This is a genomic window from Bradyrhizobium nivariense, assembly GCF_029846695.2.
Classification (GTDB): Bacteria; Pseudomonadota; Alphaproteobacteria; order Rhizobiales; family Xanthobacteraceae; genus Bradyrhizobium.
In genome coordinates this window covers 1-25,584 of the sequence record NZ_JARWCR020000035.1, presented here as the reverse complement: position 1 = coordinate 25,584, position 25,584 = coordinate 1, and the positions used below count along the sequence as shown (strand labels likewise).

The following is a 25,584-nucleotide window of genomic DNA, read 5'->3' as shown; positions in this document are numbered from 1 at the left end:
ATCAGAAGTCGAAGTTGATCATCTTCTTCATCACCATGATGCCGACCGACATCCAGACGACGCAGCCGACCAGCATGAGCTGGCCGGTGGGATGAGTCCAAAGCATTGAGATGTATTGCGGCGTCGTGAGGTAGACGAGGAACATCACGATAGGCGGCAGCGAGCCGATGATGCCGGCCGAGGCCTTGGCTTCCATCGACATCGCCTGGATCTTCTCTTTCATCTTCTTGCGGTCGCGCAGCACCTTGGAGAGGTTGCCGAGCGCTTCGGAGAGGTTGCCGCCCGATTTCTGCTGGATCGAGATGACGATGCCGAAGAAATTGGCCTCGGGCAGCGGCATGCGATCGTAGAGTCGCGTGCAGGCCTCGCCGAGCGGCATGCCGATCGCCTGCGTCTCGATGATGGACAGAAACTCGGAGCGCAGCGGCTCCGGCGCGTCGGCGGCGACGACCTTGATCGATTCGAACAGCGGCAGGCCCGCCTTGATGCCGCGGACGATGACGTCGACGGCGTCGGGCAACGCGGCCAGGAACTTGTTTTCGCGGCGCTTCTTCAGGAAGCCCAGCGCCCAGCGCGGCAGGCCGAAGCCACCGGCAAAGGCGAGACCGGCGGCGCCGAGCAGGCCGCCGCCGACGAACAAGGCGACTGCGAACAGCACGCCCGCCACGACGGCGGACACGATCCAGAATTTCTGCGGCGCCCAGTCGAGGCCAGCCTGCGACAGGCGAAGATTGAGCGGTACGCTCTTCTCCTGCTGGCGCCGCGCCTCGAGATCCTTGAGCGAGGTCTCGACCTGCTCGCGGCGCGAGCGCTGCGTCTTCTCGGCAGTGCGGGCCGTGGGCGCCTCCGCGCGCGAGATCGAGGCCCGGCGGCTCTCCGCCTTCCGCTCCCCGGACAGTATTGGATAAAGGAAGACCCAGGCGAGGCCGCCGACGGCGGCGGTGGCGAGGAAGGCGAGGGCAAGGACTTGCATGTTCATGGCTGCGCCGATCTGCTCACGTCGTGGGCGCCACTTCTGCGGCGTCGAGCGCCGCGGCAAGGCGCTTCTCTTCGCCGTAATAGCGGGCGCGTTCCCAGAACTTCGGGCGGCCGATTCCGGTCGAGCGGTGCCGGCCGATGATCTTGCCGTTGGCATCCTCGCCGATCATGTCGTAGAGGAAGACGTCTTGGGTGATGATGGTGTCGCCTTCCATACCCATCACCTCGGTGATGTGGGTGATGCGGCGCGAACCGTCACGCAGGCGCGCGGCCTGGACGATGACGTCGATCGAGGCGCAGATCATCTCGCGGATGGTGCGTGAAGGCAGGGAGAAGCCGCCCATCGTGATCATGGATTCGCAGCGCGACAGCGCCTCGCGCGGATTGTTGGCGTGCAGCGTGCCCATCGAGCCGTCATGGCCGGTGTTCATGGCCTGGAGCAGGTCGAACGCCTCGGGTCCGCGGACCTCGCCGACGATGATGCGCTCGGGGCGCATACGCAGGCAGTTGCGCACGAGCTCGCGCATGGTGACCTGGCCTTCGCCCTCGATGTTGGGCGGGCGGGTTTCCAGCCGCACCACGTGCGGCTGCTGGAGCTGGAGTTCGGCGGCGTCTTCGCAGGTGATGACGCGCTCGTCGTGCTCGATGTAGTTGGTCAGGCAGTTGAGCAGCGTGGTCTTGCCCGAGCCGGTACCGCCGGAGATCAGCACGTTGCAGCGGACGCGGCCAATGATCTGGAGGATTTCGGCGCCTTCCGGCGAGATCGCGCCGAACTTGACGAGCTGATCGAGCGTCAGCTTGTCCTTCTTGAATTTGCGGATGGTGAGGGTGGGACCGTCGATCGACAGCGGGGGCACGATGGCGTTGACGCGGGAGCCGTCGGCCAGGCGCGCGTCGCAGATCGGCGAGGATTCGTCGACCCGCCGGCCGACCTGGCTGACGATGCGCTGGCAGATGTTGAGCAGCTGCTGATTGTCGCGGAAGCGAATGCCGGTGCGCTGGATCTTGCCGTCGACCTCGATGTAGACGGTGTTGGCGCCGTTGACCATGATGTCGGCGATGTCGTCGCGCGACAACAGCGGCTCCAGCGGACCGTAGCCGAGGACGTCATTGCAGATGTCATCGAGCAGCTCTTCCTGCTCGGCGATCGACATCACGATGTTCTTGATCGCGATGATCTCGTTGACGATGTCGCGGATTTCCTCGCGTGCGGACTCGGAATCGAGCTTGGCGAGCTGGGCGAGGTCGATGGCTTCGATCAGCGCGCCGAAGATGGTCGCCTTGATCTCGTAATAATTGTCCGAGCGGCGGGCTTCCATGGTCGGCGCAGGCTTCGCCGGGGCAAGCGGCGGCGAGGCGACCACCGGCGGCGACGGCGCGCGCGACACAGCGGGCGCCGGAGCCTGGGCAGGCTCTGGTGCCATGGCGCCGGGCTTCGGGGCCCGAGGGTCGGTGTCTGTTCCGCTACGCTTACCGAACACTTAACAACTCCATGCGGCGGCTTATTTTCCCCGCAACTTCTCAATCAGGGGTGAAAGCAAGGACGATTTTTGCTTCTTCGTCTCGCTGCGGCCGGTCAGGCGCTGCGCGATCTGAAGGAACATCTCGATCGACTTATGGTTGGCCGAGATCTCTGCGATCATCTGGCCGTTATTGGCCGCCGAGCCGAAGATCTGCGGCTCGAACGGGATCGAGACGACCGGCTGGCTCTCAATCGCCTTGGCGAACTCCGCCGCGGCGATTTCGGGCCGTTTCGGCACGCCGACCTGGTTCAGGCAGTAGAGTGGCGGCCGGTCGTTGGGGCGCGCGGCCTTCAGGAGATCGAACAGGTTCTTGGCGTTGCGCAAATTGGCGAGGTCGGGCGCCGCCACGATCAAGATGTCGTCCGCTCCGATCAAGGCGCGCTTGGTCCAGCCCGACCATTGGTGCGGGACGTCGAGCACAATGCAAGGCATGGTGGAGCGCAGCGTGTCGAACACGGCATCGAAGGCGTCGGTGCCGAAATCATAGACCCGGTCGAGCGTCGCCGGCGCCGCCAGCAGGCTGAGGTGGTCGGTGCATTTCGACAGCAGGCGGTCGATGAAGGCGGTATCGACGCGATCGGGCGAGAACACGGCGTCGGCAATGCCCTGCGGCGGATCCTGGTTATAGTCGAGCCCGGCAGTGCCGAAGGCGAGGTCGAGGTCGGCGACGACCGCGTCCATCGCGAGATCGCGGGCGATCGCCCAGGCGACGTTGTGGGAGATGGTCGAAGCGCCGACACCGCCCTTGGCGCCGACCACTGCGATGATGCGGCCGACGGCCTTGGCTTCCGGCGCCGAGAACAGGTTGCAGATCGAGCGCACGACGTCGATCGCGCCGACCGGCGCAAGCACGTAGTCGCTGACGCCACGGCGCACCAGCTCGCGGTAGAGCATGACGTCGTTGATGCGGCCGATCACCACCACGCGGGTGCCGGCGTCGCAGACGGTTGCGAGATGGTCGAGCCCGCCCAGGAGGTCGTTGCGTCCGTCGCTCTCGAGCACGATCACGTTCGGCGTGGGCGCCGAGCGGTAGGCTTCGATCGCAGCTGCCATACCGCCCATCTGGATCTTGAGATGGGCCTTGCCGAGACGGCGATCCTCGCCGGCCGACTGCACGGCGGCCGCCGTTTCCACGGTCTCGCAGAAAGCCTGGACCGAGACGCGCGGCGCAGGCGCAATATGCTCCTCGATCGGCGGGAGAGATGCCTCAGGCTGCTCTTCTTGGGGCTGGCGAGCGTAGCTGATCATCTGCCGGTGTCGCTGAGTTTGGCCTTGTCGGCCTCAGGATAGGTGATCGCCGTCGACATTCCCTTGCGATACTTCTCGAACGCGGCGGTGCGCCGCGCCGTGTAGGACGGCGTTTCGGGCCGCGGCTGCTCGAGATCGGACGGATTGTCGACCATCGCCGCGAGGTTGCGCTGATAAGCGCAGCCGTAATTGTAATAGTCCTTGTTCTCGAACCAGCTCTTGTTCTTCATCGAAGGGCCGATGTCCTCCGGCCACAGGCCGCAGGGACCCGCGACCGCGGCGATCTTGGAATAAGTGAGCCGGATCGGCGGCAGGAAGCGCTTGTCTTCCGGCTGGTAAGGGCGCGCGCTGACGCCGCGCGGCGGAACGCCCGCTGCCGACAGCATCGCCTGGATTTCACGCATCGTGTCCGCGACCGGACGCGCGTTGGGCGTGCCGGATGGCACGTCGATCCGGATCGCCCCGGTGCCTTCGTGCAGCCAGGCCGATGCAACTCCCATCACGTCGGCGCGCTGGGCGGCGGTCAATCCGCCGCGGGCATGGCCGACGAAGACGACGATGGAGCGGTTCTGTTCCTCGATCGCGATCGGATGGCGCTGCTTGTAGTCGTCGGGAATGGAGGCCGTGACCGCTTCGTCGTGCTGGCAGCCGCCAAGGGCGAGCGCCATGCCGACGAGCGCGCCACCGAGATGGATGGCGCGGCTGCGAATCTGGGGTGGTCTTGTGATCTTCATGAAGTCCCCGTTCCGCCTCAGTCGGTGATGAAGCCGTAGGTGCCGCGGTAGTTCTTGGCCGGGTCGGTCCGGCCGGGCACACCGTAGATGCGGTTGATGTTGCCGAGCAGCTCGGCCTGCGGATCCGCAGGCGCGGAAAAGCCGTCATCCGGCCGCGACAGGTCCTTCTGCGAAACTGCCCGAACGATATAAGGCGTCACGATGACGACCAGCTCGGTCGCGTTGTTGACGAAGTCGCGGCTGCGGAACAGCGTGCCGAGGATCGGGAGCTGCATCAGGCCCGGCAGTCCGCTGACGGCCTGCTTGGTCTGCTGCTGGATCAGGCCGGCCATCGCCATCGCGCCGCCGGAGGGAATTTCCAGCGAGGTCTCGGCGCGGCGGGTCTTGATCGAGGGCACCGTCAGCGAGTTGACCGAAGTCGAGGTCACGGCCTGGGACAGCGTGATCGCATTTTCGTTGGAGAGCTCCGAGACCTCGGTCATCACCCGCAGGCTGATCTTGCCCTCGGTGAGAACGACGGGGGTGAAGTTGAGCGAGATGCCGAACTTCTTGAAGCTGATCTGGGTGGTACAGACATGCGTGGTGGGGTCGCACGAATAGCCCGCAGGGACCGGGAATTCACCGCCGGCGATGAATGTTGCCGATTCACCGGAGATCGCGGTCAGGTTCGGCTCGGCCAGCGTGCGGATCACGCCAGCGGTTTCCATCGCGCGCAGGGTGGCCTGCACAGACGGGGTCGCGCCGAACTTCGTGGTCAGACTGTTGCCGTCCACGAGATTGTGGCCAAGCGCCGTGAACGGATTGGAATTGGTGAAGCTGACGACCGAGGTGCCGTAGTTGAGGCTGGCGGTGAGGTCGATGCCGAGCTGCTTGACGATGCTGCGCGCGACTTCGGCGACCGTCACCTTGAGCATGACCTGGTCGCGGCCGCGGACCACGATCGAGTTCACCACCTTCTCGGAGCCGCCGGCAAGGCGCGCGGCGAGGTCGTTGGCCTGCTGGGCTTCGGCTGGGTTCGCGGCCGAGCCGGTCAGGACGATGCCGTCGCCTAGCCCGTCGATCTGGATGTCTGAATTGGGCAGGACTTGCTTCAGCGCGGCCCGCACGCCGTTGAGGTCGCGTTTGACCGCGATGTCATAGGCCGCAATCTGCTGGCCGGCGGAATCGAAGAACACGATGTTGGTCTGGCCGATCGAGGCACCGATGATGTAGGCGCGCTGCGCCGAGCGGACTACCGCATTGGCGATCTTGGGATCAGCGACCAGCACATCCTTGATGTCGCGCGGCAGGTCGATGACGATCGATTTGCCGACGCCGAGCGAGAGGAAGCGTGCGTTCATCTGACCGTCCGCTGCAGCCTGCGCCACAGGGCGATAGTCGGCGGCGACCACAGGGGTCAGCACCGGGTTGAGGGCCAACGCGAAGGCAGCCGAAAACGACAGGGCGCGGACCATTGAGGCTCGCATCGTCGCCAACTCCGCCCCGCATTTCATATCGCCTGTCCTCATCGTGCTTTCGCCGTCTGACTTGGGATGCCGTAGCGAATGATCGAGACGCCATCGCGCTTCTGTGCGGATTCATCGAGCGTGATCTCGCTCAGCTTGACGTCGACGATGCTGCGCAGCGCCAGCGACAGCGTGCCGCTCTGGCGCGCGGAGGAGAGCGTCGCGGTCTGCGCGGGGTTGAGCTCGAGGGTGACGGTCTTGCCGACCACCGCGTTCTGGCCGTCCTTCTCCTTCGGCGCCTGGTCGATGGCCAGGACGCGGACATTGGCCAGGATGATCTCGGACGTGACCAGATCAGGGGCACCGCTGCTCTGGTCCGGGTTCTTGAGACGGCGCGTCAGAAGCACGTCGACGCGGTCGTTAGGCAGGATGAAGCCGCCTGCGCCGGTCTCCGGCGAGATTTCGGTCGAGATCGCGCGCATGCCGGTGGGCAGGATTGCCGCCATGAAGCCGGAGCCTTCGGCCTTGACCAGCTTCTGGTCGCGGATCGGCTCACCCTGGATGAAGGGGGCGCGTGCGATCGAGCCGGTGACCTGGGTTGCCCCCTCGGGGCGCTCGGTGCGGCGGATGAAGGTGGCGCTGGCGGTCGCGGTCGGCCAGGTCTGCCATTGCACGTCTTCCGGTTTGACGGTCTGGCCGAGGCCGATGTCGTTCTTGGCCACCAGGACGTCCACAGTCGGAAGCTGCGCGACCGGAGCCGGAGGGGGCGCAGAATTGTCCGAGCCGCTCGCCAGGTACGCGGCGACACCGCCGGCGCAGATCGCGACCGTCAGGACGACAGTGCGTGCCCTATTCATACGCTTCACTTTCCAACTAAACGCCGCGACGCGGCCGCCGCCGTAATCGGCAGTTGACCAGCTATTCGTCAAAGCATGGTTAATGAGGCGTATCTAAATCGCCTTAACGCCGGGTTCACCCGGTGCGTTCAGCGCAATGCAAGGTGAGCGAGGTCGATCGCCTTCACCCATTCGGTCTCCGGGTAGACCATCAGCGCGCTCAGTGCGAGCGCGATGCCGTAGGGAATGCCGTTCTCCTTGGCATGCAGCCGCGCGAGCCAGGCCTGGCCCGTTAGCCCGTAAGGCAGCGGCCACTGCCGGAACTGGAGCAGGAGCAGCGTCAGCGCCCCGCCGAACAGCGAGGCGTAGAGCAGGAAGTTCATCAGCTGTGCGAAACCGAACCAGAGCGCGACGGAGGCCGCGACCTTGGCGTCGCCGCCGCCGACCCAGCCCATTGCAAAACAGGTGAAGGCCACGACCAGGAGAAGCGCGCCGGCGCCGACATGGCTCAGCATCTCGTAAGGTGCCATGCCACCGGCGAAAGCGAGCGCGAAGAAGCCGGCGACCAGCACCAGCGACACGCGGTTCGAGATCGTCATGGTGAAGAGATCGCTCGCGGCGGCAAACGCCATCAGGGCAGGGAAAAGCAGAAGGCGCGCAAGGTCGAGGAGCATGGGCTGCGTCTTGAGGCCTGGGGTTTGCCGCGGAGCCGGCGTCGCCGGATGCTAGCCGGCAGTGCTAAACAAACCGACAACGGCGGCAGCGGTCTCGCGAGGCGGGACCGCCGAAAGCGTGCTTACCAGAGGCTGGCAATGCGCGCGGCGAGCGCGGCCGTCGCAAGCAGCAGGGCCAGGCAGACCCAGAAGGCCGGCGAACCGGCCTGCGCCGCTTCCGCCTCGTTCGCCGCGACCGCGGCACCGGTTCTGTACTTGCGCAACGCCACTGGAACTCGCCGTCTTCAAAAAAACAAAGGCCCCGGAGGTCCGGGGCTTTTGCCGTCGTTCGCCGGTGGCTTACTTCAGCGAGCTGCTGATCGAGGTGAACTTGCCGTTCAACGTGACGCCCAGGCTATTGACGACAGTGATGATGGCCAGCGCGATGCCGGCGGCGATCAGACCGTATTCGATGGCGGTGGCGCCGGATTCATCCTTCGCGAAACGCGCAATCAAGTTCTTCATGAACAAAACTCCATCTAGGGTGAGATCGCCTCGTTCGGCGGTGTGCTTGACGCAATGACCATGAGATCCGAGCTCTTTCGGTAAAGTTAATTCGACCGGGCAAACCCGCTTCCCGCCGGCCAGAGTGAATTTCGCCTTAAGGGGGCAGCCGCGATTCGTCCCGGTTCCGGATGTGCAGCAAGCGCAGCACCGGCTTCACCGTCCCTTAAATTTAGGGGAGTACGCGTAGGCGGGACAGCAATTCGCAAGAGAGGCGACGATGTCGAGCCTGCCCATGCAAGTCGCCCTGATGCTCGGCGAGACCATCGCGAAGGTGATCCCCACGACCTTCGCGCTCGCGGTGGTCTTCACCGTGCTCGAGCATTTCTGGGCCTGCAATCCCGGCGTGCCCTGGTGGCGCAAGCGCGAGATCCTCACGGACATCTGCTACTGGTTCTTCGTTCCGGTGTTCGCACGCATCATGCGGATCGGACTTCTGATCGTCGGCGCGAGCTTCGTCTTCAACATCCACGATGCCGACGAGCTCATCGCCTTCTACGACAATGGCCACGGTCCGCTGTCGCTATTGCCGCTCTGGGTCCAGGCCGTGCTGTTCCTGGTCCTGTCCGATTTCATGCTGTACTGGCTGCACCGGCTGTTCCACGGCGGCGGGTTCTGGAAGTACCACGCGATCCATCACTCCTCGGAGGAGATAAGCTGGATTTCGGCGGCCCGCTTCCATCCCGTCAATCTCATGCTCGGCACGATCGGGGTCGACGTCGTGCTGCTGATGGCCGGCATTTCGCCGAACGCCATGGTCTGGCTCGCCCCGTTCACGACCTTCCATTCGGCCTTCGTGCACGCCAACCTGAACTGGACCTTCGGGCCTTTCAAATATTTGCTGGCGACGCCGGTGTTCCACCGCTGGCACCACACCTCGCTTGAAGAGGGCGGCGACACCAATTTTGCCGGCACGTTCCCGATCTGGGACGTGCTGTTCGGCACCTTCAGCATGCCCGAGGGGAAACTGCCGCAGGATTACGGCAAGGACGAAGCCACTATGCCGAAGGAGATTGGAGGGCAGCTTGCCTATCCGTTCCGCCGCTAGAGTCCTCGATGGCCGCAAAACGCCAGTCCGTTCAAACAATAGTCGGCGAATTTGCGGAACGTTCACGAATTGAGGGCAGGTTAGCCGGGTCGGGCACCGGCTCCGCTGTTATCTGATCGCTTCTGCCGGTTTGTGTCGTCCCGGGGGTATGAGTATGCGTAAACAATTGCTGCGCCGTCATGCGCGCGTCTGTCTTCTGGTTGCGGCTACGGTGCTGGCATCGCCGGCTGCCGGCCTTGCCGAATCGACCGCCGATACCATCGCCGTCAATGTCGACCAGGCCAAGCTGGTGCGGCTGCCCGGCAAGGTGGCGACCATCGTGGTCGGCAATCCCATGATCGCCGACGTCACGCTCCAGCCCGGCGGCATGATCATCGTGACCGGAAAGGGCTATGGCGCCACCAATTTCATCGCGCTCGACCGGGGCGGCGAGATTCTGGTCGACCGCCAGATCCAGGTCGAAGGTCCGAGCGACCGGCTCGTCACCGTCTATCGCGGGATCGAGCGCGAGTCCTACAGTTGCGTGCCGCTTTGCCAGCGCCGCGTGACGCTCGGCGACAGCGACACCTACTTCAACAACACGATGAACCAGGCCGGTTCGTTGAGCAGCACGGCCAGCGGTGCCGGTGCGGGCGCCAAGACCAACTAGCAAGACCAACTAGCAAGACCAACTAGCAAGTCCAACTAGCGAGACCGATTGGCGGGTTTGCCCGGGCACGACCGTTCCGCCCGACACGCGCGCGTGCGCGTGCGTGTTCCTCGCTCAGTGCCTTGTCTCAGTGCCTTCTCAGTGCCTTGGGTCGTTCGTGATTAACGCACCCTTAACGGCGCGGGCCGCCGGGGACGGATCGCTTGAAACACTTAAACAATCAGTTTCCGCTACTGAATGGGCAGATGATCGCCGCTGCTGGGGAATTTGATGCCATCGCCTGCACCTAAGAGGTTCACGCTCCTCGCTGCGCTCCGCCGGTTTCGCGGCAGTCGCCGCGGCTCCGCAGCCGTCGAGTTCGCGCTGGTCGCACCGATGTTCTTCGCGCTGCTTTTCGCCGTCATCGAGACGGCGCTGATGTTCTTCGCGAGCCAGGTGCTCGAGACCATCACCCAGAATTCCGCGAGGGTGTTGCTGACCGGGCAGGCGCAATCTGGTTCGGTGACGGCCTGCGCGGTGTCCGGCGTGAGCACACCCTGCTCGCAAACGACGTTCAAGGCTTATGTCTGTAGCCAGATCCCGGCGCTCTTTGACTGCAGCAAGCTCTACGTCGACGTCGTGAGTACGAGCTCCTTCGGATCGCTAAGCCTCACCAGCTATGGCGATTCCTGCAGCTTCAATCCAACCGGCGTGCAATACGGTGCCGGGAGCGCCGGCCAGGTCGTCGTGGTGCGGCTGTTCTATCAGTGGCCGCTCTTCGTCACCGGCCTCGGCTTCAACATGGGGTGCAGCAACAAGCGGCTGCTGGTGGCGACCGCGGCCTTCAAGAATGAACCCTTCTGAGACAGATGGATCCGAGCGGACCGATGCAGGCAATTGCGAATATCTGGAGAAATGCCCGTAGCTTCGTGCGCGACTTCGTCGCCGACAAGCGCGCGCTCGCCGCGACCGAATTCGCGGTCATCGTACCGCTGATGCTGGTGATGTTCTTCGGCACCGTCGAATTTTCCTCAGCCGTGGCGATCGATCGCAAAGTCACGATGATCGCACGGACCCTGTCCGATCTGACGTCGCAGTCAACGACGCTCGCCGATACCGACATGCAGGACACGTTCACGGCAAGCATATCGATCATCATGCCTTACGACGCTACGCTCGTGAACGGCACGATTGTTCAGATCTATATCGACGCAAGCAGCGTCGCCAAGATTCAATGGAGCAAGTCCGCCACCATTGCGAACGGTGCGACGCAGGCCACGCTGACGGCTCCGCCTCCGTCTCTGGCACCTGGTACCACGGTCACCTCGATGATTCCGTCAACGCTCTTGATCCCGTCGACCTACCTCATCTTCAGCCAGGCGAGTTACCTGTACACGCCTTCCGTCAAATTCGTCCTGAAGTCGGGCATCACGCTGAGCGATGTCTCCTACACGCGGCCGCGCCAGGTCACCTGCGTTCCCTACAACGGTGTGCCGTCGACGTGCTGAAATCTGCGAGCAGGTCCTAGACTGAAAGCAATGAAAGCAGGTCCTGAATGAAAGCAGGTCCTGGAGTGAAAAAAGGCCAGGCGTCGCGCCCGGCCTTTTCTTTTGACTTGTTCGCTTGAGCCGATCGGGGCCGTAAGCGGTAGGCTCAGCCGGCGGAGCGGAGGTTGTCCGCTGCCGACTTGCCGGAACGGCGGTCGGCCACGATCTCGTAGGAGATCTTCTGGCCTTCGTTCAGTGTGCCGAGGCCAGCGCGCTCGACGGCGCTGATGTGGACGAATACGTCCTGGCCGCCGTCGTCGGGCTGGATGAAGCCGAAGCCTTTGGTCGCGTTAAACCACTTCACGGTTCCCATGCTCATGGGGTAGTCCCTTCTCAGATAACACAATGTAAGAGCCCGCTCGCGCAGGCAGGTTAGATCGAATTTTGGAAGGGTCGTCAGCGTGTCTGAACCGGCTGTACCGGTGGATGCCAATGTCGTCCGGCCGAAAATCGATGAGCTGTTTTTACTGGAAATAAGGCCCCATAACAATCCTGACATGCACGATTTTTTGATCCGCCGTAATGTCCACGGCGGATCAGCATACGGGTCAGAATTCTACGTCCGCGCTCGCGCGCCGAGCCCCGATTAGCGCCGGCGGAACTGGCCACCACGCTGCCCGGGACGGGGAGGTCCGCCCATGCCGCTCGGGCGTTCGTCCTTGTGACGGAAAATCAGCCGGCCCTTTTCGAGGTCATAGGGCGACATCTCCACCGTCACGCGGTCGCCCGCCAGCGTCTTGATGCGGTTCTTCTTCATCTTGCCGGCGGTGTAGGCGACGATCTCGTGCCCGGCGTCGAGCTGCACGCGGTAGCGCGCGTCGGGGAGGATTTCGGTGACCAGTCCTTCGAACTGGATCAGCTCTTCCTTAGCCATGAATTTCTCCAGGTCGTGGACGGCTAGTGCGAATGGGGTTTGCGGGTCGGTTGGCCGTTCGGCCGACTCTCGCGGCGCAAAAAGGCAACGCCTTGTATCCCATCAGACGCGCCGGCGCTATGCGCGGAACGCTGTTCAGGACGGCCGTTTGGCGAAGAATGCGCCTTGCCGCCGGAGTGGCCGCGACGAGCTGGCTTCGAAGCCTTCGGGCCACTGCCGGGCCGTCCGTCAACATGCCTGGCTTCGCCGTGCCGTCCCTCGCCGGGCCTTCCGTCGCCCTGCTTGCCGGCGCTGTGGTGGCGCCCGTCGGCATGCCTTTCGTCGGCACGTCGCCCGTCGCCATGCCGTGCGCCTTGCGGGCGCTGGCCTGGGCGGCCGGGGCGGCCCTGGCGTTGCTGCGACGGGGGAGGACCTGCATCGCGGCGGCCCGCGTCGGTGCGGTGGTCTTCGCGCGGCAGCGCCACTTTGATCAGCCGCTCGATGTCGCGGAGATAGGCGAGTTCCTCGCCGCCTGCGACCAGCGAGATCGCGGTGCCCTCGGCGCCGGCGCGCGCGGTGCGGCCGATGCGGTGCACATAGGTCTCGGGCACGTTGGGGAGGTCGAAATTGATGACGTGGGTGATGCCGTCGACATCGATGCCGCGGGCGGCGATATCGGTGGCGACCAGGGTGCGGATATCGCCGGAGCGGAACAGAGCGAGCGTCCGTTCGCGATGGTTCTGCGACTTGTTGCCATGGATGGCGCTGGCGGGGATGCCCGCCTTCTCAAGCGTCTTCACCACCTTGTCCGCGCCGTGCTTGGTGCGGGTGAAAACCAGCGCGCGGTTGACCGGCTCCTGTTTCAACAGCTGGGCGAGGAACGCCGGCTTCGCGGAGAAGTCGACCTGGATGATGCGCTGCTGGATGCGCTCCACGGTCGAGGAGACCGGGGTCACCGCGACGCGGGCGGGGTCGCGCAGCATCGCGTCGGCGAGCTCGGCGATGTCCTTCGGCATGGTGGCCGAGAAGAACAGCGTCTGCCGCTTGATCGGCAGCTTGGCGACGATTTTGCGGATGTCGTTGATGAAGCCCATGTCGAGCATGCGGTCGGCCTCGTCGAGCACGAGGAATTCGACGCTGCCGAGCTTCAGTCCGTTGCTCTGCACAAGATCGAGCAGGCGGCCGGGGGTGGCGACCAGCACTTCGACGCCCTGCATCAGCGAGCGGACCTGACGGCCCATCGGCACGCCGCCGATGGCGAGCGTCGAGGACAGGCGGATGTGGCGGCCGTAGGCGTTGAAGCTGTCGAGGATCTGGCCGGACAGCTCGCGCGTGGGTGACAGCACCAGGACGCGGGTCGTCTTCGGCTGCGGCTTGATGCGGTTCTCGAGCAGGCGGTGCAGGATCGGCAGCGCGAAGGACGCGGTCTTGCCGGTTCCGGTCTGGGCGATGCCGACGACGTCGCGGCCGGTCAGCGCGGTCGGAATCGTCTGGGTCTGGATGGGGGTGGGGGTGACGTAGTTCTCTTCGGTGAGAGCACGAGCGATGGGTTCGGCGAGGCCGAAATCCTGAAACGAAGTCAAAAGCGGGGTTCTTTCCATGTCAAAAGCGGGCGCCCGGCGCATTCGGCGCGGCGCGCGCAAAAGGGTGTCGAGAAGGACACCTGCGTGCTTGGGGTGTCGGATGGCTTGATGGGATGGGGCAAGCCAGACGCCCGTAAGGGCTTAAGAACACGCGGCTCGCAACGGCCTTTTGATTCGCAAGAAGCCTCGGCCTCGATATGGAACATTGAGGCGGCGCTTTCAAGGCACGCCCACCACAAATGGCGATTGCGGTGCAGAAATAGTTGTGCCGGAAATTTAGCCAGAGCGCGCAATTTGCTCAGAAAATGATCTGTTTGCCGCTTTCGCACACATTTGGGTTGCCTAATGTCTAGGCGGATCGGCTGTAACCATACTTCGTTTTCTGACGATTTTATAAACAAAACCAAGGGCTTGATGGGTGCTCAAGCCATGGCACGGTTCTTGCGAATCCGTTAATCGCAGGCGGCCGTGGGGCCGTTTCGCAGCGTTTTTCACGTCTGCGTCAGGGAGATGAGACACTCATGCATAGCAAATCCACTCACGATATAGCGGCGTCATTTAGCCGCCGTGGCGTTCTCGCCGCGACCGCCGGACTGATGCTCGGTCTGGCCTCCATTTCCGGTGCGAAGGCCGCGGACGACACCATCAAGGTCGGCGTGCTTCACTCCCTGTCCGGCACCATGGCCATCAGCGAAACCACGCTGAAGGACACCATCCTCTTCCTGATCGACGAGCAGAACAAGAAGGGCGGCGTGAACGGCAAGAAGCTCGAAGCCGTCGTCGTCGATCCCGCTTCGAACTGGCCGCTGTTCGCCGAGAAGGCGCGCGAGCTGATCACCAAGGACAAGGTGTCGGTCGTGTTCGGCTGCTGGACCTCGGTGTCGCGCAAGTCGGTGCTCCCGGTGTTCAAGGAGCTGAACAGCATCCTGTTCTACCCCGTGCAGTACGAGGGCGAGGAGAGCGAGCGCAACGTGTTCTACACCGGTGCCGCGCCGAACCAGCAGGCGATCCCCGCCGTCGACTATCTGATGAAGGACGAGAAGGTGAAGCGCTGGGTGCTCGCGGGCACCGACTACGTCTATCCGCGCACCACCAACAAGATCCTGGAAGCCTATCTGAAGTCGAAGGGTGTCGCCCAGGAAGACATCATGATCAACTACACGCCGTTCAGTCATTCCGACTGGCAGACGATCGTGGCCGACATCAAGAAGTTCGGCTCGGCCGGCAAGAAGACCGCGGTGGTCTCGACCATCAACGGCGACGCCAACGTCCCCTTCTACAAGGAGCTCGGCAACCAGGGCATCAAGGCGAAAGACATCCCGGTGGTCGCGTTCTCGGTGGGTGAGGAAGAGCTCGCCGGCATCGACACCAAGCCGCTGCTCGGCCATCTCGCCGCCTGGAACTACTTCCAGTCGATCAAGTCGCCGGAGAACGAGAAGTTCATCAAGGCGTGGCAGACCTACACCAAGAATCCGAAGCGCGTGACCAACGATCCGATGGAAGCGCACGTGATCGGCTTCGACATGTGGGTCAAGGCGGTCGAGAAGGTGAAGTCGACCGATCCGGACAAGGTGATCGACGCGCTGCCCGGCATCGAAGCCAAGAACCTGACCGGCGGCACCTCCAAGATGCTCCCGAACCATCACATCACCAAGCCGGTGTTCATTGGCGAAATCAAAGCCAACGGCCAGTTCGACGTGGTGTGGAAGACCCCGGGTCTTGTCGCGGGCGACGCCTGGTCCAAGGAGCTCGACGGCTCCAAGGACCTGGTCGGCGACTGGGTCGGCAAGAAGTGCGGCAACTTCAACACCAAGACCAACAAGTGCCTCGGTTCGGGCTCCTGATCCGGATCTGACGCTCCATTGCACGATCGGAGAAGGCGGCGATCCCGCCGCCTTCTCCACTCTTTTCTGCCGGGGTCAATCACAGTGCCAGCCAATCTGTCCGCCCGTCTCTGTTCGCTTGTGCTCTCGTTGGCCCTGATCGCGTTCGCACTGCCGGCCTTCGCCGGTCCGTTCGAGGATGCGGTCGCCAAATTCGCCAACGACGATTTTTCCGACACCGAGGAAGCGATCGGCGTGGTCGCGAGCAGCGGCAATCCGCTGGCCTACCCCATCATCAGCGCGCTTCAGGACGGCCGTCTGATGGCCGATCCGGACAGCAAGAAGGTTTACGTCACCGGCGCGGACGGCAAGTCGATCGATGCCGCGACCGGCCAGCCGGTCGCCAGCGTCCCCGACAGCGCGAGCGCAGTCCGTCTCAACAATCGTCTGCGCCGCAGCGTCGACGCTGCCGTCGGCGGCCTGACGCTGATGTCGCCGGATCTCGGAATGCGCCTGCAAGCCGCACAATCCGTCTTCAAGTCGCACGAGGAGTCCGCGCTCGAAGCCGTCGAAGGCGCGCTCGCCAAGGAAACCAACAGGGCGGTCAAGGCCACGCTGGGCGACGCTCGTGCCGCAATTCTGCTGTACAAACCCGACGCTACCGAAGTGCAGAAGCTCGAGGCCGTTGCCATCATCAAGGCGCGCGGCGACCAGGAAGCGCTCGCGCTTCTCACCGGCATCGGCAGCGATCAGCCGGCTTCGGTGACGAAGGCGGCGGCGAGCGGCATTGCTTCGATCCAGAGCTCGCTCGCGGTCTGGTCCATGGTGCAGAATGCCTGGTACGGCCTCTCGCTCGGCTCGGTGCTGCTGTTGGCCGCGATCGGGCTTGCCATCACCTTCGGCGTCATGGGCGTCATCAACATGGCCCATGGCGAGATGGTGATGATCGGGGCCTACACCACCTTCGTGGTGCAGGAAGTGATCCGCACCCGCTATCCCGGCCTGTTCGACTATTCGCTGCTGATCGCGGTGCCGCTCGCCTTCCTGGTCGCCGGCGCGCTCGGCGTCCTGATCGAGCGCAGCATCATCCGTTTCCTCTACGGCCGTCCGCTGGAGACGCTGCTGGCGACCTGGGGCCTGTCGCTGGTGTTGCAGCAGGCGGTGCGCACCATGTTCGGTCCGACCAACCGCGAGGTCGGCAATCCCTCCTGGATGAGCGGCGCGTTCGAGCTCGGCCAGATCACCATCACCTATAACCGGCTCTGGATCCTGGTCTTCACGCTCGCGGTGTTCGCAATCCTGCTCGCGATGCTGCGCTACACCGCGCTCGGGCTCGAGATGCGCGCGGTGACGCAGAACCGCCGCATGGCAGCCTCGATGGGCATCGCCACCTCGCGGGTCGACGCGCTGACCTTCGGTCTCGGCTCGGGCATTGCCGGCATCGCCGGCGTGGCGCTGTCGCAGATCGACAATGTCAGCCCCAATCTCGGCCAGAGCTACATCATTGACAGCTTCATGGTCGTGGTGTTCGGCGGCGTCGGCAATCTCTGGGGCACGCTGGTGGGTGCCTTCACGCTCGGCATTGCCAACAAATTCCTGGAGCCGGTCGCCGGCGCCGTGCTTGGCAAGATCGCGATCCTCGTTCTCATCATCCTGTTCATTCAAAAGCGGCCGCGCGGCCTGTTCGCGCTCAAGGGCCGTGCGGTGGAAGCATGACCCCTCACATGCTGACCCGATCGCTGGACCGCGGCGCGACGATCTTCCTTGCCGTCGTCGCGGCCTGCGGCATCCTCATCCCGCTTTCCAACCTGCTGCTGCCCGCGGGCTCGTTCCTGCAGGTGCCGACCTATCTGGTCGCGCTCTGGGGCAAATATGTCTGCTACGCCATTCTCGCGCTTTCGATCGACCTGATCTGGGGCTATTGCGGAATCCTCTCGCTCGGCCACGGCGCCTTCTTCGCGCTCGGCGGCTACGCCATGGGCATGTATCTGATGCGGCAGATCGGCACCCGCGGCGTCTACGGCAATCCGATCCTGCCCGACTTCATGGTGTTCCTGAACTATTCGAAGCTGCCCTGGTACTGGCAAGGCTTCGACATGTTCTGGTTTGCGGCGCTGATGGTGCTGTTCGTGCCCGGCCTGCTCGCTTTCGGCTTCGGATGGCTCGCCTTCCGCTCGCGGGTCACCGGCGTGTATCTGTCGATCATCACGCAGGCGATGACCTATGCACTGCTGCTCGCCTTCTTCCGCAACGATTTCGGCTTCGGCGGCAACAACGGCCTGACCGACTTCAAGGACATTTTGGGCTTCAACGTGCAGGCTGAGGGCACCCGTGCTGCGCTGTTCGCGCTGAGCTGCCTGGCGCTGATCGCGAGTTTCCTGATCTGCCGCTCCGTGGTGTCCTCCAAGCTCGGCAAGGTCCTGATCGCAATCCGCGACGCGGAATCGCGCAGCCGGTTCCTCGGTTACCGCGTCGAATCCTACAAGCTGTTCGTGTTCACGCTGTCGGCCTGCATGGCCGGCGTTGCCGGTGCGCTCTATGTGCCGCAGGTCGGAATCATCAACCCGTCCGAATTCGCGCCGGGCAATTCGATCGAGGCGGTGATCTGGGTCGCTGTCGGCGGCCGCGGCACGCTGGTCGGCGCGGCACTCGGCGCCGTCGTCGTCAACTACGCCAAGACGGTCTTCACCTCGGGCATGCTCGCGCCCTACTGGCTCTTCATGCTGGGCGCGATGTTCATCCTGGTGACGCTGCTGCTGCCCAAGGGGATCGTCGGCACCTTCAATGCCTGGTGGGACTCGTCAAAGGAAAAGCGCGCCGCTGCGACGACGGCGAGCGCCGCGGCCGAAGACGGCGTCACCCATCCCAAGATGGCGGAGTAGCGCGATGAACGTCATGGACACCCGCGCGACCTCCGCAATGCTCTATCTCGACGGCGTGCACGTCTCGTTCGACGGCTTCCATGCCATCAACAATCTGTCGCTGACGCTCGAACCCGGCGAGATGCGGGCCATCATCGGCCCGAACGGCGCCGGCAAGACCACGATGATGGACATCATCACCGGCAAGACCAAGCCGGACGAAGGCACGGTGCTGTTCGACGGCGTCACCGATCTGACGCGCCTGGACGAGACCCGCATCGCCGAGCTCGGCATCGGCCGCAAATTCCAGAAGCCGACGGTGTTCGAGAGCCAGACCGTGCAGGACAATTTGCTGCTCGCGCTCAATGTCGATCATAGCGTCAAGGGCACGTTGTTCTGGCGCGGCAGCAGGGCGGAGTCCGAACGCATCGACAAGGTGCTGGAGACGATCCGCCTCACCGACGCCCGCAACCGTCTCGCCGGCAGCCTCAGCCACGGCCAGAAGCAGTGGCTGGAGATCGGGATGCTGCTTGCGCAGGATCCGAAGCTGCTGCTGGTCGACGAGCCCGTCGCCGGCATGACCGACGTCGAGACCCATCTCACGGCCGAGCTGCTGAAAGAGATCAACAAGACCCACACCGTGATGGTGGTCGAGCACGACATGACGTTCGTGCGCGAGCTCGGCGTCAAGGTCACTTGCCTGCACGAGGGTACCGTGCTCGCGGAAGGCACCATCGACCAGGTCTCGTCCAACGAGCGGGTCATCGAAGTCTACCTGGGACGCTGAGCCATGCTTGAGGTCAAGGATATCAACCTGTTCTACGGCGCGGCGCAGGCCTTGCGCGGCGTCTCGATCGCGGCCGAGCCCGGCAAGGTGACCTGCGTGCTCGGACGCAACGGCGTCGGCAAGACCTCGCTCTTGCGTGCCATGGTCGGCCAGTACCCGATATCGTCGGGCGCGATCGTGCTCGACGGCAGCGACATCACGGGCCTGAAGCCCTATGAACGCGCGCGCAAAGGCATCGGCTTCGTGCCGCAGGGCCGCGAGATCTTTCCGCTTCTGACGGTCGAGGAGAACCTCAAGACCGGCTTCGGCCCGCTCAAGCGCGAGGACAGGCACATCCCCGACGACGTGTTCTCGCTATTCCCGGTGCTGCAATCCATGCTCGGCCGGCGCGGCGGCGATCTCTCCGGCGGCCAGCAGCAACAGCTCGCGATCGGCCGCGCGCTGGTGATGCGGCCAAAGCTGCTGCTGCTGGACGAGCCGACCGAAGGCATCCAGCCCTCGATCATCAAGGACATCGGCCGTGCCATCTCGTACCTGCGCAACCTCGGCAGCATCGCCATCGTGCTGGTCGAACAATATCTCGACTTTGCCTGCGAACTCGGCGACAGTTTTGCGGTGATGGATCGCGGCGCGGTGAAGTTCACCTGCGACCGCTCCAATCTCGACCCGGCCGAAATCAGCCGCCAGATGGCGCTGTAATCCCAAAATTTCTGCCGCGGCCGGCTGGGGAGACGGATGCGCAGCGACGTTTTAACGACCTCTTCGGTGTTTGAAGCCAACCGCGCCCGCGGCGCAGTGCGCTTCGACGTCCACGCGCGCGATGGCGTGACGCGTCGGGGGACCTTGCATGAGTCCGGCTCCTTGCGCGTGCGCTTTCCTTCGCCGGAGGACGAGGGCTTGTCCGGCGTGTTCGTCAATACGGCCGGTGGTGTCGCCGGCGGCGATCGCTTCGACATCGAGATCACGGCCGCTGATGCCGCCCGGCTGACGTTGACTACGGCGGCCGCAGAAAAGGTCTATCGCGCGCCGGGGCAGACGGCAGAGCTCAATATCGCGCTAAAGGTCGCCGCGGGTGCACATCTCGGCTGGCTGCCGCAAGAGACGATCCTGTTCGATCGCGCCCGTGTCCATCGTAGCTTCGACATCGCGCTCGATGAGACGGCTTCACTCCTGCTTTGCGAGATCGTCGTATTCGGTCGTATCGCCATGGGCGAACGGATGGAGCAGGGCGAGTTCGTCGATCGCTGGCGGCTGCGTCGTGGCGGCAAGCTGGTGTTCGCCGAAACTATCAGGCTCGACGGCAATATCGGCGCAAAACTTGGGCGATCGGCGGTGGCGAAGGGCGGCGCCGCGATCGGCACGGCGCTGATCGTGCCCGGCGACGAGGCATTGATCGAGCGCATCCGGGAAGCTTCGGAATCCTTCGCCGGTGAGGTCGGGATATCCGCCTGGAATGGCTTTGCAATGGCTCGGTTCTGTGCCCAAGATGCGGCGTGCTTACGCGCCGACATGATGACCGTGCTGGCGCGCACCGGTGCGGCACTGCCGCGATTGTGGCTGAATTGATGAGTTGAACGGAAGAGATTTCGCAATGAACCTGTCTCCCCGCGAAAAGGACAAGCTTCTGATCTCGATGGCGGCCATCGTGGCGCGCCGCCGGCTCGATCGCGGCGTCAAGCTCAACCATCCCGAGGCGATCGCGCTCATCTCCGATTTCATCCTCGAGGGCGCGCGCGACGGCCGCACCGTCGCCGAGCTGATGCAGTCAGGCGCGCAGGTCCTCACCCGCGACCAGGTGATGCCCGGCATCTCCGAGATGATCCACGACATCCAGGTCGAGGCGACGTTTCCGGACGGGACCAAGCTCGTCACCGTGCACGAGCCGATCAGGTAGGAGCGAGAGCATGATTCCCGGCGAACTCTTCATCCAGGACGGCGAGATCGAGCTCAATGCCGGCCGCAAGACCGTGACGCTGACGGTCGCCAACACCGGCGACCGCCCGATCCAGGTCGGTTCGCACTACCATTTCTTTGAGACCAACCCGGCGCTGAAGTTCGACCGCAAGAAATCCCGCGGCATGCGCCTCGACATCGCCGCCGGCACCGCCGTCCGCTTCGAGCCCGGCCAGACCCGCGACGTCCAGCTTGTCGCGGTGGCCGGCAAGAAGACCATCTACGGCTTCCGCGGCGACGTGATGGGGAAGCTGTGAACTCCACAGGAACGAGCGCGGCGCGGCACGGTTGAGACGAAAACGGAGGTCTTTGCCATGCTGTCACCCGTCCGCCTCGTCTCCGAAGCCGCCGAACTCGCCGCGCGCCGGCATAACGGGATGGCGCGCAAGGGCCGCGGTCATGAGCCCTACATCAACCACCTCGCCGAGGTCGCGAACCTGCTTGCGACCGCGACCGATGGCGCCGATGCCGAGCTGGTCGCAGCCGGCTGGCTGCATGACTCGATCGAGGACACCGACACCACGTGCGAGGAGCTCGCGGAGAAGTTCTCTGAACGTGTTGCCTCCCTCGTCGTTGAATGCACCGACGACATGCGCCTGCCCAAACCCGCGCGACGGCGCCGGCAGATCGTCGATGCACCGAAGAAATCGGCGAGCGCTAAGCTGATCAAGATCGCCGACAAGATCAGCAACATCGGCGCACGCATTCATTCCGATCCGACCGCCGAGGAGCGCGATGACCTCGCCGACTATGCCGGCTGGGCCGAGCAGGTGGTCGCGGGCTGTCGCGGCGGTGCCGCCTGGCTCGATACGGCATTCGACGACATGGTGCTCACAGCGAGGGCCTCGCTGTGAGCACCGATCCAAAATTCAAACGCAAACGGGGCTTGTGATGTCCGTCAAAATAAAGCGTTCCGTCTATGCCGACATGTTCGGGCCGACCACCGGCGACAGGGTGCGGCTGGCCGACACCGATCTCATCATCGAGGTGGAGAAGGATTTCACCACCTACGGCGAGGAGGTGAAGTTCGGAGGCGGCAAGGTGATCCGCGACGGCATGGGGCAGTCGCAGGTCACCAACCGGCAGGGCGCGGCTGATACCGTCATCACCAATGCGCTGATCGTCGATCACTGGGGCATCGTGAAGGCCGACGTCGCGATCAAGGACGGCATGATCGCCGCGATCGGCAAGGCCGGCAATCCCGACATCCAGCCGGGCGTCACCATCATCATCGGCCCCGGCACTGACGTGATCGCGGGCGAAGGCAAGATCCTCACCGCCGGCGGCTTCGACAGCCACATCCATTTCATCTGTCCGCAGCAGATCGAGCACGCGCTGATGTCCGGTGTCACCTCGATGTTAGGGGGCGGCACCGGTCCCTCGCACGGCACCTTCGCCACCACCTGCACGCCGGGGCCGTGGCACATGGGGCGGATGATCCAGTCGTTCGACGCCTTCCCGGTCAATCTGGGCATTTCCGGCAAGGGCAATGCCTCGCGGCCCGCCGCGCTGGTCGAGATGATCAAAGCCGGCGCCTGCGCACTGAAGCTGCACGAGGACTGGGGCACGACGCCGGCTGCGATCGACAACTGCCTGTCGGTGGCCGACGATTACGACATCCAGGTGATGATCCACACCGATACGCTGAACGAATCCGGCTTCGTCGAGGACACCATCAAGGCCTTCAAGGGCCGCACCATCCACGCCTTCCACACCGAGGGGGCCGGCGGCGGCCACGCGCCTGACATCATCAAGGTCGCGGGCCTGAAGAACGTGCTGCCGTCCTCGACCAATCCGACGCGGCCCTTCACCCGCAACACCCTCGACGAGCATCTCGACATGCTGATGGTGTGCCACCACCTCGATCCCTCGATCGCGGAAGACCTCGCCTTCGCCGAGAGCCGTATCCGCAAGGAGACCATCGCGGCCGAAGACATCCTGCACGATCTCGGCGCGCTCTCGATGATCTCTTCGGACTCGCAGGCGATGGGGCGTCTGGGCGAAGTCATCATCCGGACTTGGCAGACTGCCGACAAGATGAAGAAGCAGCGTGGATCGCTGCCGCAGGACAAGGGCAAGGACAACGACAATTTCCGCGTCAAGCGCTACATCGCCAAGTACACGATCAATCCGGCCATTGCGCACGGCGTGTCGAAACTGATCGGCTCGGTGGAGAAGGGCAAGCTCGCCGATCTCGTGCTGTGGTCGCCGGCCTTCTTCGGCGTCAAGCCGGACTGCATCGTCAAGGGCGGCATGATCGTCGCCGCCCCGATGGGCGATCCCAACGCCTCGATCCCGACGCCGCAGCCGGTGCATTACCAGCCGATGTTCGGCGCCTTCGGCAAGGCGCGCACCGCATCGTCCGTGGTGTTCACCTCGAAGGCTGCGATCACCGGCGGGCTGGCGCGAAAACTCGGCATCGACAAGAAGCTCTATGCGGTCCAGAACACCCGTGGAAAAATCTCGAAGAAGAGCATGATCCACAACGACGCTACGCCCAATATCGAGGTCGATCCGGAGACCTATGAGGTGCGCGCCGACGGCGAGCTGCTCACCTGCGCGCCGGCCGAGGTGCTGCCGATGGCGCAGCGATATTTCATGTACTGAAATAGCGCCTCGACACATCTCCCCGGCGCGTCCGGGGAACGGATTTACGGTTTTGCGTTCGATCCCGCCTGGTCTAATGTCCCGCCCGGTATCTGAAGCCCAGAAGAAAAGCCGGGAGGATTTCTCGTGATCTACGTCGTTGCCACCTTGACCATCAAGCCCGAAACGCGCGCCGAATTCATTGCAGCCGCCACCGCCTGCATCAAGGAGACGCGGAAAGAGCCCGGCAATATCGCCTATGATCTGCACGAGAGCGTCACTGATCCCGCCAAGATGGTGTTCGTCGAGCAGTGGGAGAATGCCGAGGCGCTGGTGCCGCATCGCGGCCAGGAGCACATGAAGACGTTTGGCCGCGTCGCGGTGAAGTGTTTCACGGCACCGCCGAAGATCGAAGTGATCACGCCCGAGAAGGTCGAGACACGGTAACGGGGTAAAAGCGCATGATCCGGGCGACGCAGGTCAGGGGACAACACCGCTTCACGGAAGCGCCGGCGGATACGGTCGTGCTCGATTTCGACGATCGGCACCGCCGCCGCATGGCGATGACGGGGACGCGGGGGCTCGAGTTCCTGCTCGACCTGGAGAATGCCGTCGCGCTGCGCGGCGGCGACGCGCTGGTGTTGGAGGACGGCCGGCTGGTCGAGGTGGTCGCCGCGCCCGAGCCGCTGCTCGAGATCCGCGGCCACGATCCGCACCACCTCATCCGCGTCGGCTGGCATCTCGGCAATCGCCATCTGCCGACGCAGATCATGGCCAAGGGCCTGCGCATCCGCCGCGACCACGTCATCGAAGCCATGGTGAAGGGCCTCGGTGCGCGCGTGATCGAGATCGAGGCGCCATTCGATCCCGAAGGCGGCGCCTATGCCGATGCCGGCCATGCACATGGGCACGACGACCACGCGCATCACGATCACGGGCATCATCACGATCACGGCCACGATCACCATGATCACCACCAGCATGATCATGCTGCGCATGACCATGGTCACGATCACCATCATCACCACGACGAGCATTGCGACCATCCCGATCATCACCACGGCCACAAGCATGCTCATGACCACAAATGAGCCGGTCAGCGCCGGTGATCTCGCGGAGCGCGAGGCAGCGGCGCTGTACCGGCTGATGACCTGGCTGTCGCCGGCGTTTCCCGTCGGCGGCTTTTCCTACTCCAGCGGCCTCGAATGGGCGGTCGAGGCCGGCGATATCACCGACACCGCATCGCTGGCGGACTGGCTCGATGCGATGCTCCGCGATGGCTCGGGCTTCTGCGACGCGACGTTTCTGGTCCACGCCCATCGCGCCACTGAAGTGGGCGAGGACGCCACCTTGAGCGATATCGCCGAGCTTGCCGCAGCCTTCGTGCCGTCGCGCGAGCGGCAACTGGAGACGACTTCGCAGGGCCGTGCCTTCATCGACATCGCCCGCGCCGCTTGGGATGCCGACGGCCTGGATGCCATGATTGCGGCATGCCGCACGCCGCTGGTCTACCCTGTGGCGGTCGGCGTCGTTGCCGCGGTGCACGGCGTCCCGCTGGCGCCGACGCTGCACGGCTTCCTGCATGCGCTGGTCTCGAACTGGATTTCGGCGGCCAGCCGCCTCGTTCCGCTCGGCCAGACCGACAGCCAGCGTGTACTGGTGAGGCTGGAAGCCGCGGTCGCCGCGACTGCCAATCGTGCGCTGAATGCGACATTGGACGACCTCGGTGGCGCGACGTTTCGCGCCGACCTCGCCAGCCTGCGGCACGAGACGCAATATACGCGGCTGTTCAGATCATGACTGCGGGCTAGGGTCTGTTGGGATTCATCGGGAGTTTATCACGGCTGCGGCCAGATGGATCATGGCTGCGAAGCTTTGATCGGTCTTATCTGCGCGCAACGGGATACGTTTGAATTCCTTGAGCTTGCAGAAGA

General features: G+C 64.1%; 29 protein-coding genes. 17 read left to right on the top strand and 12 right to left on the bottom strand.

Annotated elements, in window-relative coordinates; genetic code table 11:
* Window position 1: 1 nt before the first annotated feature.
* The 9 genes from QCM77_RS25795 to QCM77_RS25755 form a co-directional block, all read right to left on the bottom strand.
* Window positions 2–979, bottom strand: coding sequence for a type II secretion system F family protein (locus tag QCM77_RS25795; protein WP_279662448.1), 978 nt, complete (start codon window positions 977–979; stop codon window positions 2–4).
* Window positions 980–995: 16 nt separating this feature from the next.
* Complete coding sequence (locus QCM77_RS25790) at window positions 996–2,459, bottom strand: TadA family conjugal transfer-associated ATPase (protein WP_279685397.1); 1,464 nt, start codon at window positions 2,457–2,459, stop codon at window positions 996–998.
* Between the two features lie 21 nt (window positions 2,460–2,480).
* Window positions 2,481–3,749 (bottom strand): CpaE/TadZ family protein, encoded by a 1,269-nt coding sequence (locus QCM77_RS25785; protein WP_279662450.1) that lies wholly within the window; start codon window positions 3,747–3,749, stop codon window positions 2,481–2,483.
* Window positions 3,746–4,483, bottom strand: coding sequence for a CpaD family pilus assembly protein (locus tag QCM77_RS25780; protein ID WP_279662451.1), 738 nt, complete (start codon window positions 4,481–4,483; stop codon window positions 3,746–3,748). The genes QCM77_RS25785 and QCM77_RS25780 overlap by 4 nt, the downstream gene beginning before the upstream one ends.
* 17 nt (window positions 4,484–4,500) lie before the next feature.
* Window positions 4,501–5,976: a type II and III secretion system protein family protein gene (locus tag QCM77_RS25775; RefSeq protein ID WP_279662576.1), complete on the bottom strand. Its 1,476-nt coding sequence runs from the start codon at window positions 5,974–5,976 to the stop codon at window positions 4,501–4,503.
* 11 nt (window positions 5,977–5,987) lie between these two features.
* Window positions 5,988–6,785 carry a Flp pilus assembly protein CpaB gene (cpaB, locus tag QCM77_RS25770; protein WP_279662452.1) on the bottom strand — a complete coding sequence of 266 codons (798 nt, stop codon included), beginning with the start codon at window positions 6,783–6,785 and terminating at the stop codon, window positions 5,988–5,990.
* A gap of 128 nt (window positions 6,786–6,913) precedes the next feature.
* Complete coding sequence (locus QCM77_RS25765) at window positions 6,914–7,438, bottom strand: A24 family peptidase (RefSeq protein WP_279685396.1); 525 nt, start codon at window positions 7,436–7,438, stop codon at window positions 6,914–6,916.
* 122 nt (window positions 7,439–7,560) lie between these two features.
* Complete coding sequence (locus QCM77_RS25760) at window positions 7,561–7,701, bottom strand: hypothetical protein (protein WP_279685459.1); 141 nt, start codon at window positions 7,699–7,701, stop codon at window positions 7,561–7,563.
* Between the two features lie 76 nt (window positions 7,702–7,777).
* Window positions 7,778–7,942 carry a Flp family type IVb pilin gene (locus QCM77_RS25755; protein ID WP_279662455.1) on the bottom strand — a complete coding sequence of 55 codons (165 nt, stop codon included), beginning with the start codon at window positions 7,940–7,942 and terminating at the stop codon, window positions 7,778–7,780.
* A 259-nt stretch (window positions 7,943–8,201) separates the two neighbouring features.
* On the opposite strand from QCM77_RS25755, the gene QCM77_RS25750 reads away from it, so the two are divergent.
* The 4 genes from QCM77_RS25750 to QCM77_RS25735 all read left to right on the top strand — a co-directional run bounded on the left by QCM77_RS25750 (window position 8,202) and on the right by QCM77_RS25735 (window position 11,165).
* Window positions 8,202–9,029 carry a sterol desaturase family protein gene (locus QCM77_RS25750; RefSeq protein ID WP_279685395.1) on the top strand — a complete coding sequence of 276 codons (828 nt, stop codon included), beginning with the start codon at window positions 8,202–8,204 and terminating at the stop codon, window positions 9,027–9,029.
* 154 nt (window positions 9,030–9,183) lie between these two features.
* Window positions 9,184–9,678 carry a pilus assembly protein N-terminal domain-containing protein gene (locus tag QCM77_RS25745; RefSeq protein WP_279662457.1) on the top strand — a complete coding sequence of 165 codons (495 nt, stop codon included), beginning with the start codon at window positions 9,184–9,186 and terminating at the stop codon, window positions 9,676–9,678.
* A gap of 270 nt (window positions 9,679–9,948) precedes the next feature.
* A complete protein-coding gene (locus tag QCM77_RS25740; protein WP_279685394.1) occupies window positions 9,949–10,521 on the top strand; it encodes a TadE/TadG family type IV pilus assembly protein in 573 nt (190 codons plus the stop codon).
* Between the two features lie 23 nt (window positions 10,522–10,544).
* A complete protein-coding gene (locus QCM77_RS25735) occupies window positions 10,545–11,165 on the top strand; it encodes a TadE/TadG family type IV pilus assembly protein (protein ID WP_279685393.1) in 621 nt (206 codons plus the stop codon).
* A 145-nt stretch (window positions 11,166–11,310) separates the two neighbouring features.
* On the opposite strand, the gene QCM77_RS25730 is transcribed toward QCM77_RS25735, so the two are convergent.
* The 3 genes from QCM77_RS25730 to QCM77_RS25720 form a co-directional block, all read right to left on the bottom strand.
* Window positions 11,311–11,523, bottom strand: a complete 213-nt coding sequence (locus QCM77_RS25730; RefSeq protein WP_247320093.1) for a cold-shock protein — start codon at window positions 11,521–11,523, stop codon at window positions 11,311–11,313.
* Window positions 11,524–11,790: 267 nt separating this feature from the next.
* Window positions 11,791–12,078: a translation initiation factor IF-1 gene (gene infA, locus QCM77_RS25725; RefSeq protein WP_007599789.1), complete on the bottom strand. Its 288-nt coding sequence runs from the start codon at window positions 12,076–12,078 to the stop codon at window positions 11,791–11,793.
* A 23-nt stretch (window positions 12,079–12,101) separates the two neighbouring features.
* Window positions 12,102–13,682, bottom strand: a complete 1,581-nt coding sequence (locus tag QCM77_RS25720) for a DEAD/DEAH box helicase (RefSeq protein WP_279685392.1) — start codon at window positions 13,680–13,682, stop codon at window positions 12,102–12,104.
* Between the two features lie 479 nt (window positions 13,683–14,161).
* Here QCM77_RS25720 and urtA point away from each other — a divergent pair, with 479 nt between their 5' ends.
* The 13 genes from urtA (at window position 14,162) to QCM77_RS25655 (ending at window position 25,450) form a co-directional block, all read left to right on the top strand.
* Entirely contained in the window at window positions 14,162–15,484 is a 1,323-nt protein-coding gene (urtA, locus tag QCM77_RS25715; protein ID WP_279685391.1) for an urea ABC transporter substrate-binding protein, read from the top strand.
* An 84-nt stretch (window positions 15,485–15,568) separates the two neighbouring features.
* Window positions 15,569–17,179 carry an urea ABC transporter permease subunit UrtB gene (gene urtB, locus QCM77_RS25710; protein WP_279685390.1) on the top strand — a complete coding sequence of 537 codons (1,611 nt, stop codon included), beginning with the start codon at window positions 15,569–15,571 and terminating at the stop codon, window positions 17,177–17,179.
* Window positions 17,176–18,345, top strand: a complete 1,170-nt coding sequence (gene urtC / locus QCM77_RS25705) for an urea ABC transporter permease subunit UrtC (RefSeq protein ID WP_279662463.1) — start codon at window positions 17,176–17,178, stop codon at window positions 18,343–18,345. Before urtB ends, urtC begins: the two co-directional genes overlap by 4 nt.
* Window positions 18,346–18,349: 4 nt before the next feature.
* Window positions 18,350–19,111, top strand: coding sequence for an urea ABC transporter ATP-binding protein UrtD (urtD, locus tag QCM77_RS25700; RefSeq protein WP_279662464.1), 762 nt, complete (start codon window positions 18,350–18,352; stop codon window positions 19,109–19,111).
* Window positions 19,112–19,114: 3 nt separating this feature from the next.
* A complete protein-coding gene (urtE, locus tag QCM77_RS25695) occupies window positions 19,115–19,810 on the top strand; it encodes an urea ABC transporter ATP-binding subunit UrtE (protein ID WP_279662465.1) in 696 nt (231 codons plus the stop codon).
* Between the two features lie 36 nt (window positions 19,811–19,846).
* Window positions 19,847–20,677 carry an urease accessory protein UreD gene (locus QCM77_RS25690; protein ID WP_279685389.1) on the top strand — a complete coding sequence of 277 codons (831 nt, stop codon included), beginning with the start codon at window positions 19,847–19,849 and terminating at the stop codon, window positions 20,675–20,677.
* A 25-nt stretch (window positions 20,678–20,702) separates the two neighbouring features.
* Window positions 20,703–21,005, top strand: a complete 303-nt coding sequence (locus tag QCM77_RS25685; protein WP_279662467.1) for an urease subunit gamma — start codon at window positions 20,703–20,705, stop codon at window positions 21,003–21,005.
* A gap of 10 nt (window positions 21,006–21,015) precedes the next feature.
* The gene (locus QCM77_RS25680) at window positions 21,016–21,321 is read left to right on the top strand and encodes an urease subunit beta (protein WP_247388141.1); all 306 of its coding nucleotides are present in this window, start codon (window positions 21,016–21,018) and stop codon (window positions 21,319–21,321) included.
* 57 nt (window positions 21,322–21,378) lie between these two features.
* On the top strand, window positions 21,379–21,918 hold the full coding sequence (locus tag QCM77_RS25675; RefSeq protein WP_279685388.1) for an HD domain-containing protein: 540 nt from the start codon (window positions 21,379–21,381) through the stop codon (window positions 21,916–21,918).
* Window positions 21,919–21,955: 37 nt separating this feature from the next.
* Window positions 21,956–23,671, top strand: coding sequence for an urease subunit alpha (gene ureC, locus QCM77_RS25670; protein WP_279662469.1), 1,716 nt, complete (start codon window positions 21,956–21,958; stop codon window positions 23,669–23,671).
* Window positions 23,672–23,797: 126 nt separating this feature from the next.
* Window positions 23,798–24,097 (top strand): putative quinol monooxygenase, encoded by a 300-nt coding sequence (locus tag QCM77_RS25665; RefSeq protein ID WP_247440139.1) that lies wholly within the window; start codon window positions 23,798–23,800, stop codon window positions 24,095–24,097.
* Window positions 24,098–24,111: 14 nt separating this feature from the next.
* Complete coding sequence (locus tag QCM77_RS25660; RefSeq protein ID WP_279662470.1) at window positions 24,112–24,741, top strand: urease accessory protein UreE; 630 nt, start codon at window positions 24,112–24,114, stop codon at window positions 24,739–24,741.
* Window positions 24,722–25,450 carry an urease accessory protein UreF gene (locus QCM77_RS25655; RefSeq protein WP_279662577.1) on the top strand — a complete coding sequence of 243 codons (729 nt, stop codon included), beginning with the start codon at window positions 24,722–24,724 and terminating at the stop codon, window positions 25,448–25,450. The genes QCM77_RS25660 and QCM77_RS25655 overlap by 20 nt, the downstream gene beginning before the upstream one ends.
* Window positions 25,451–25,584: the final 134 nt, after the last annotated feature.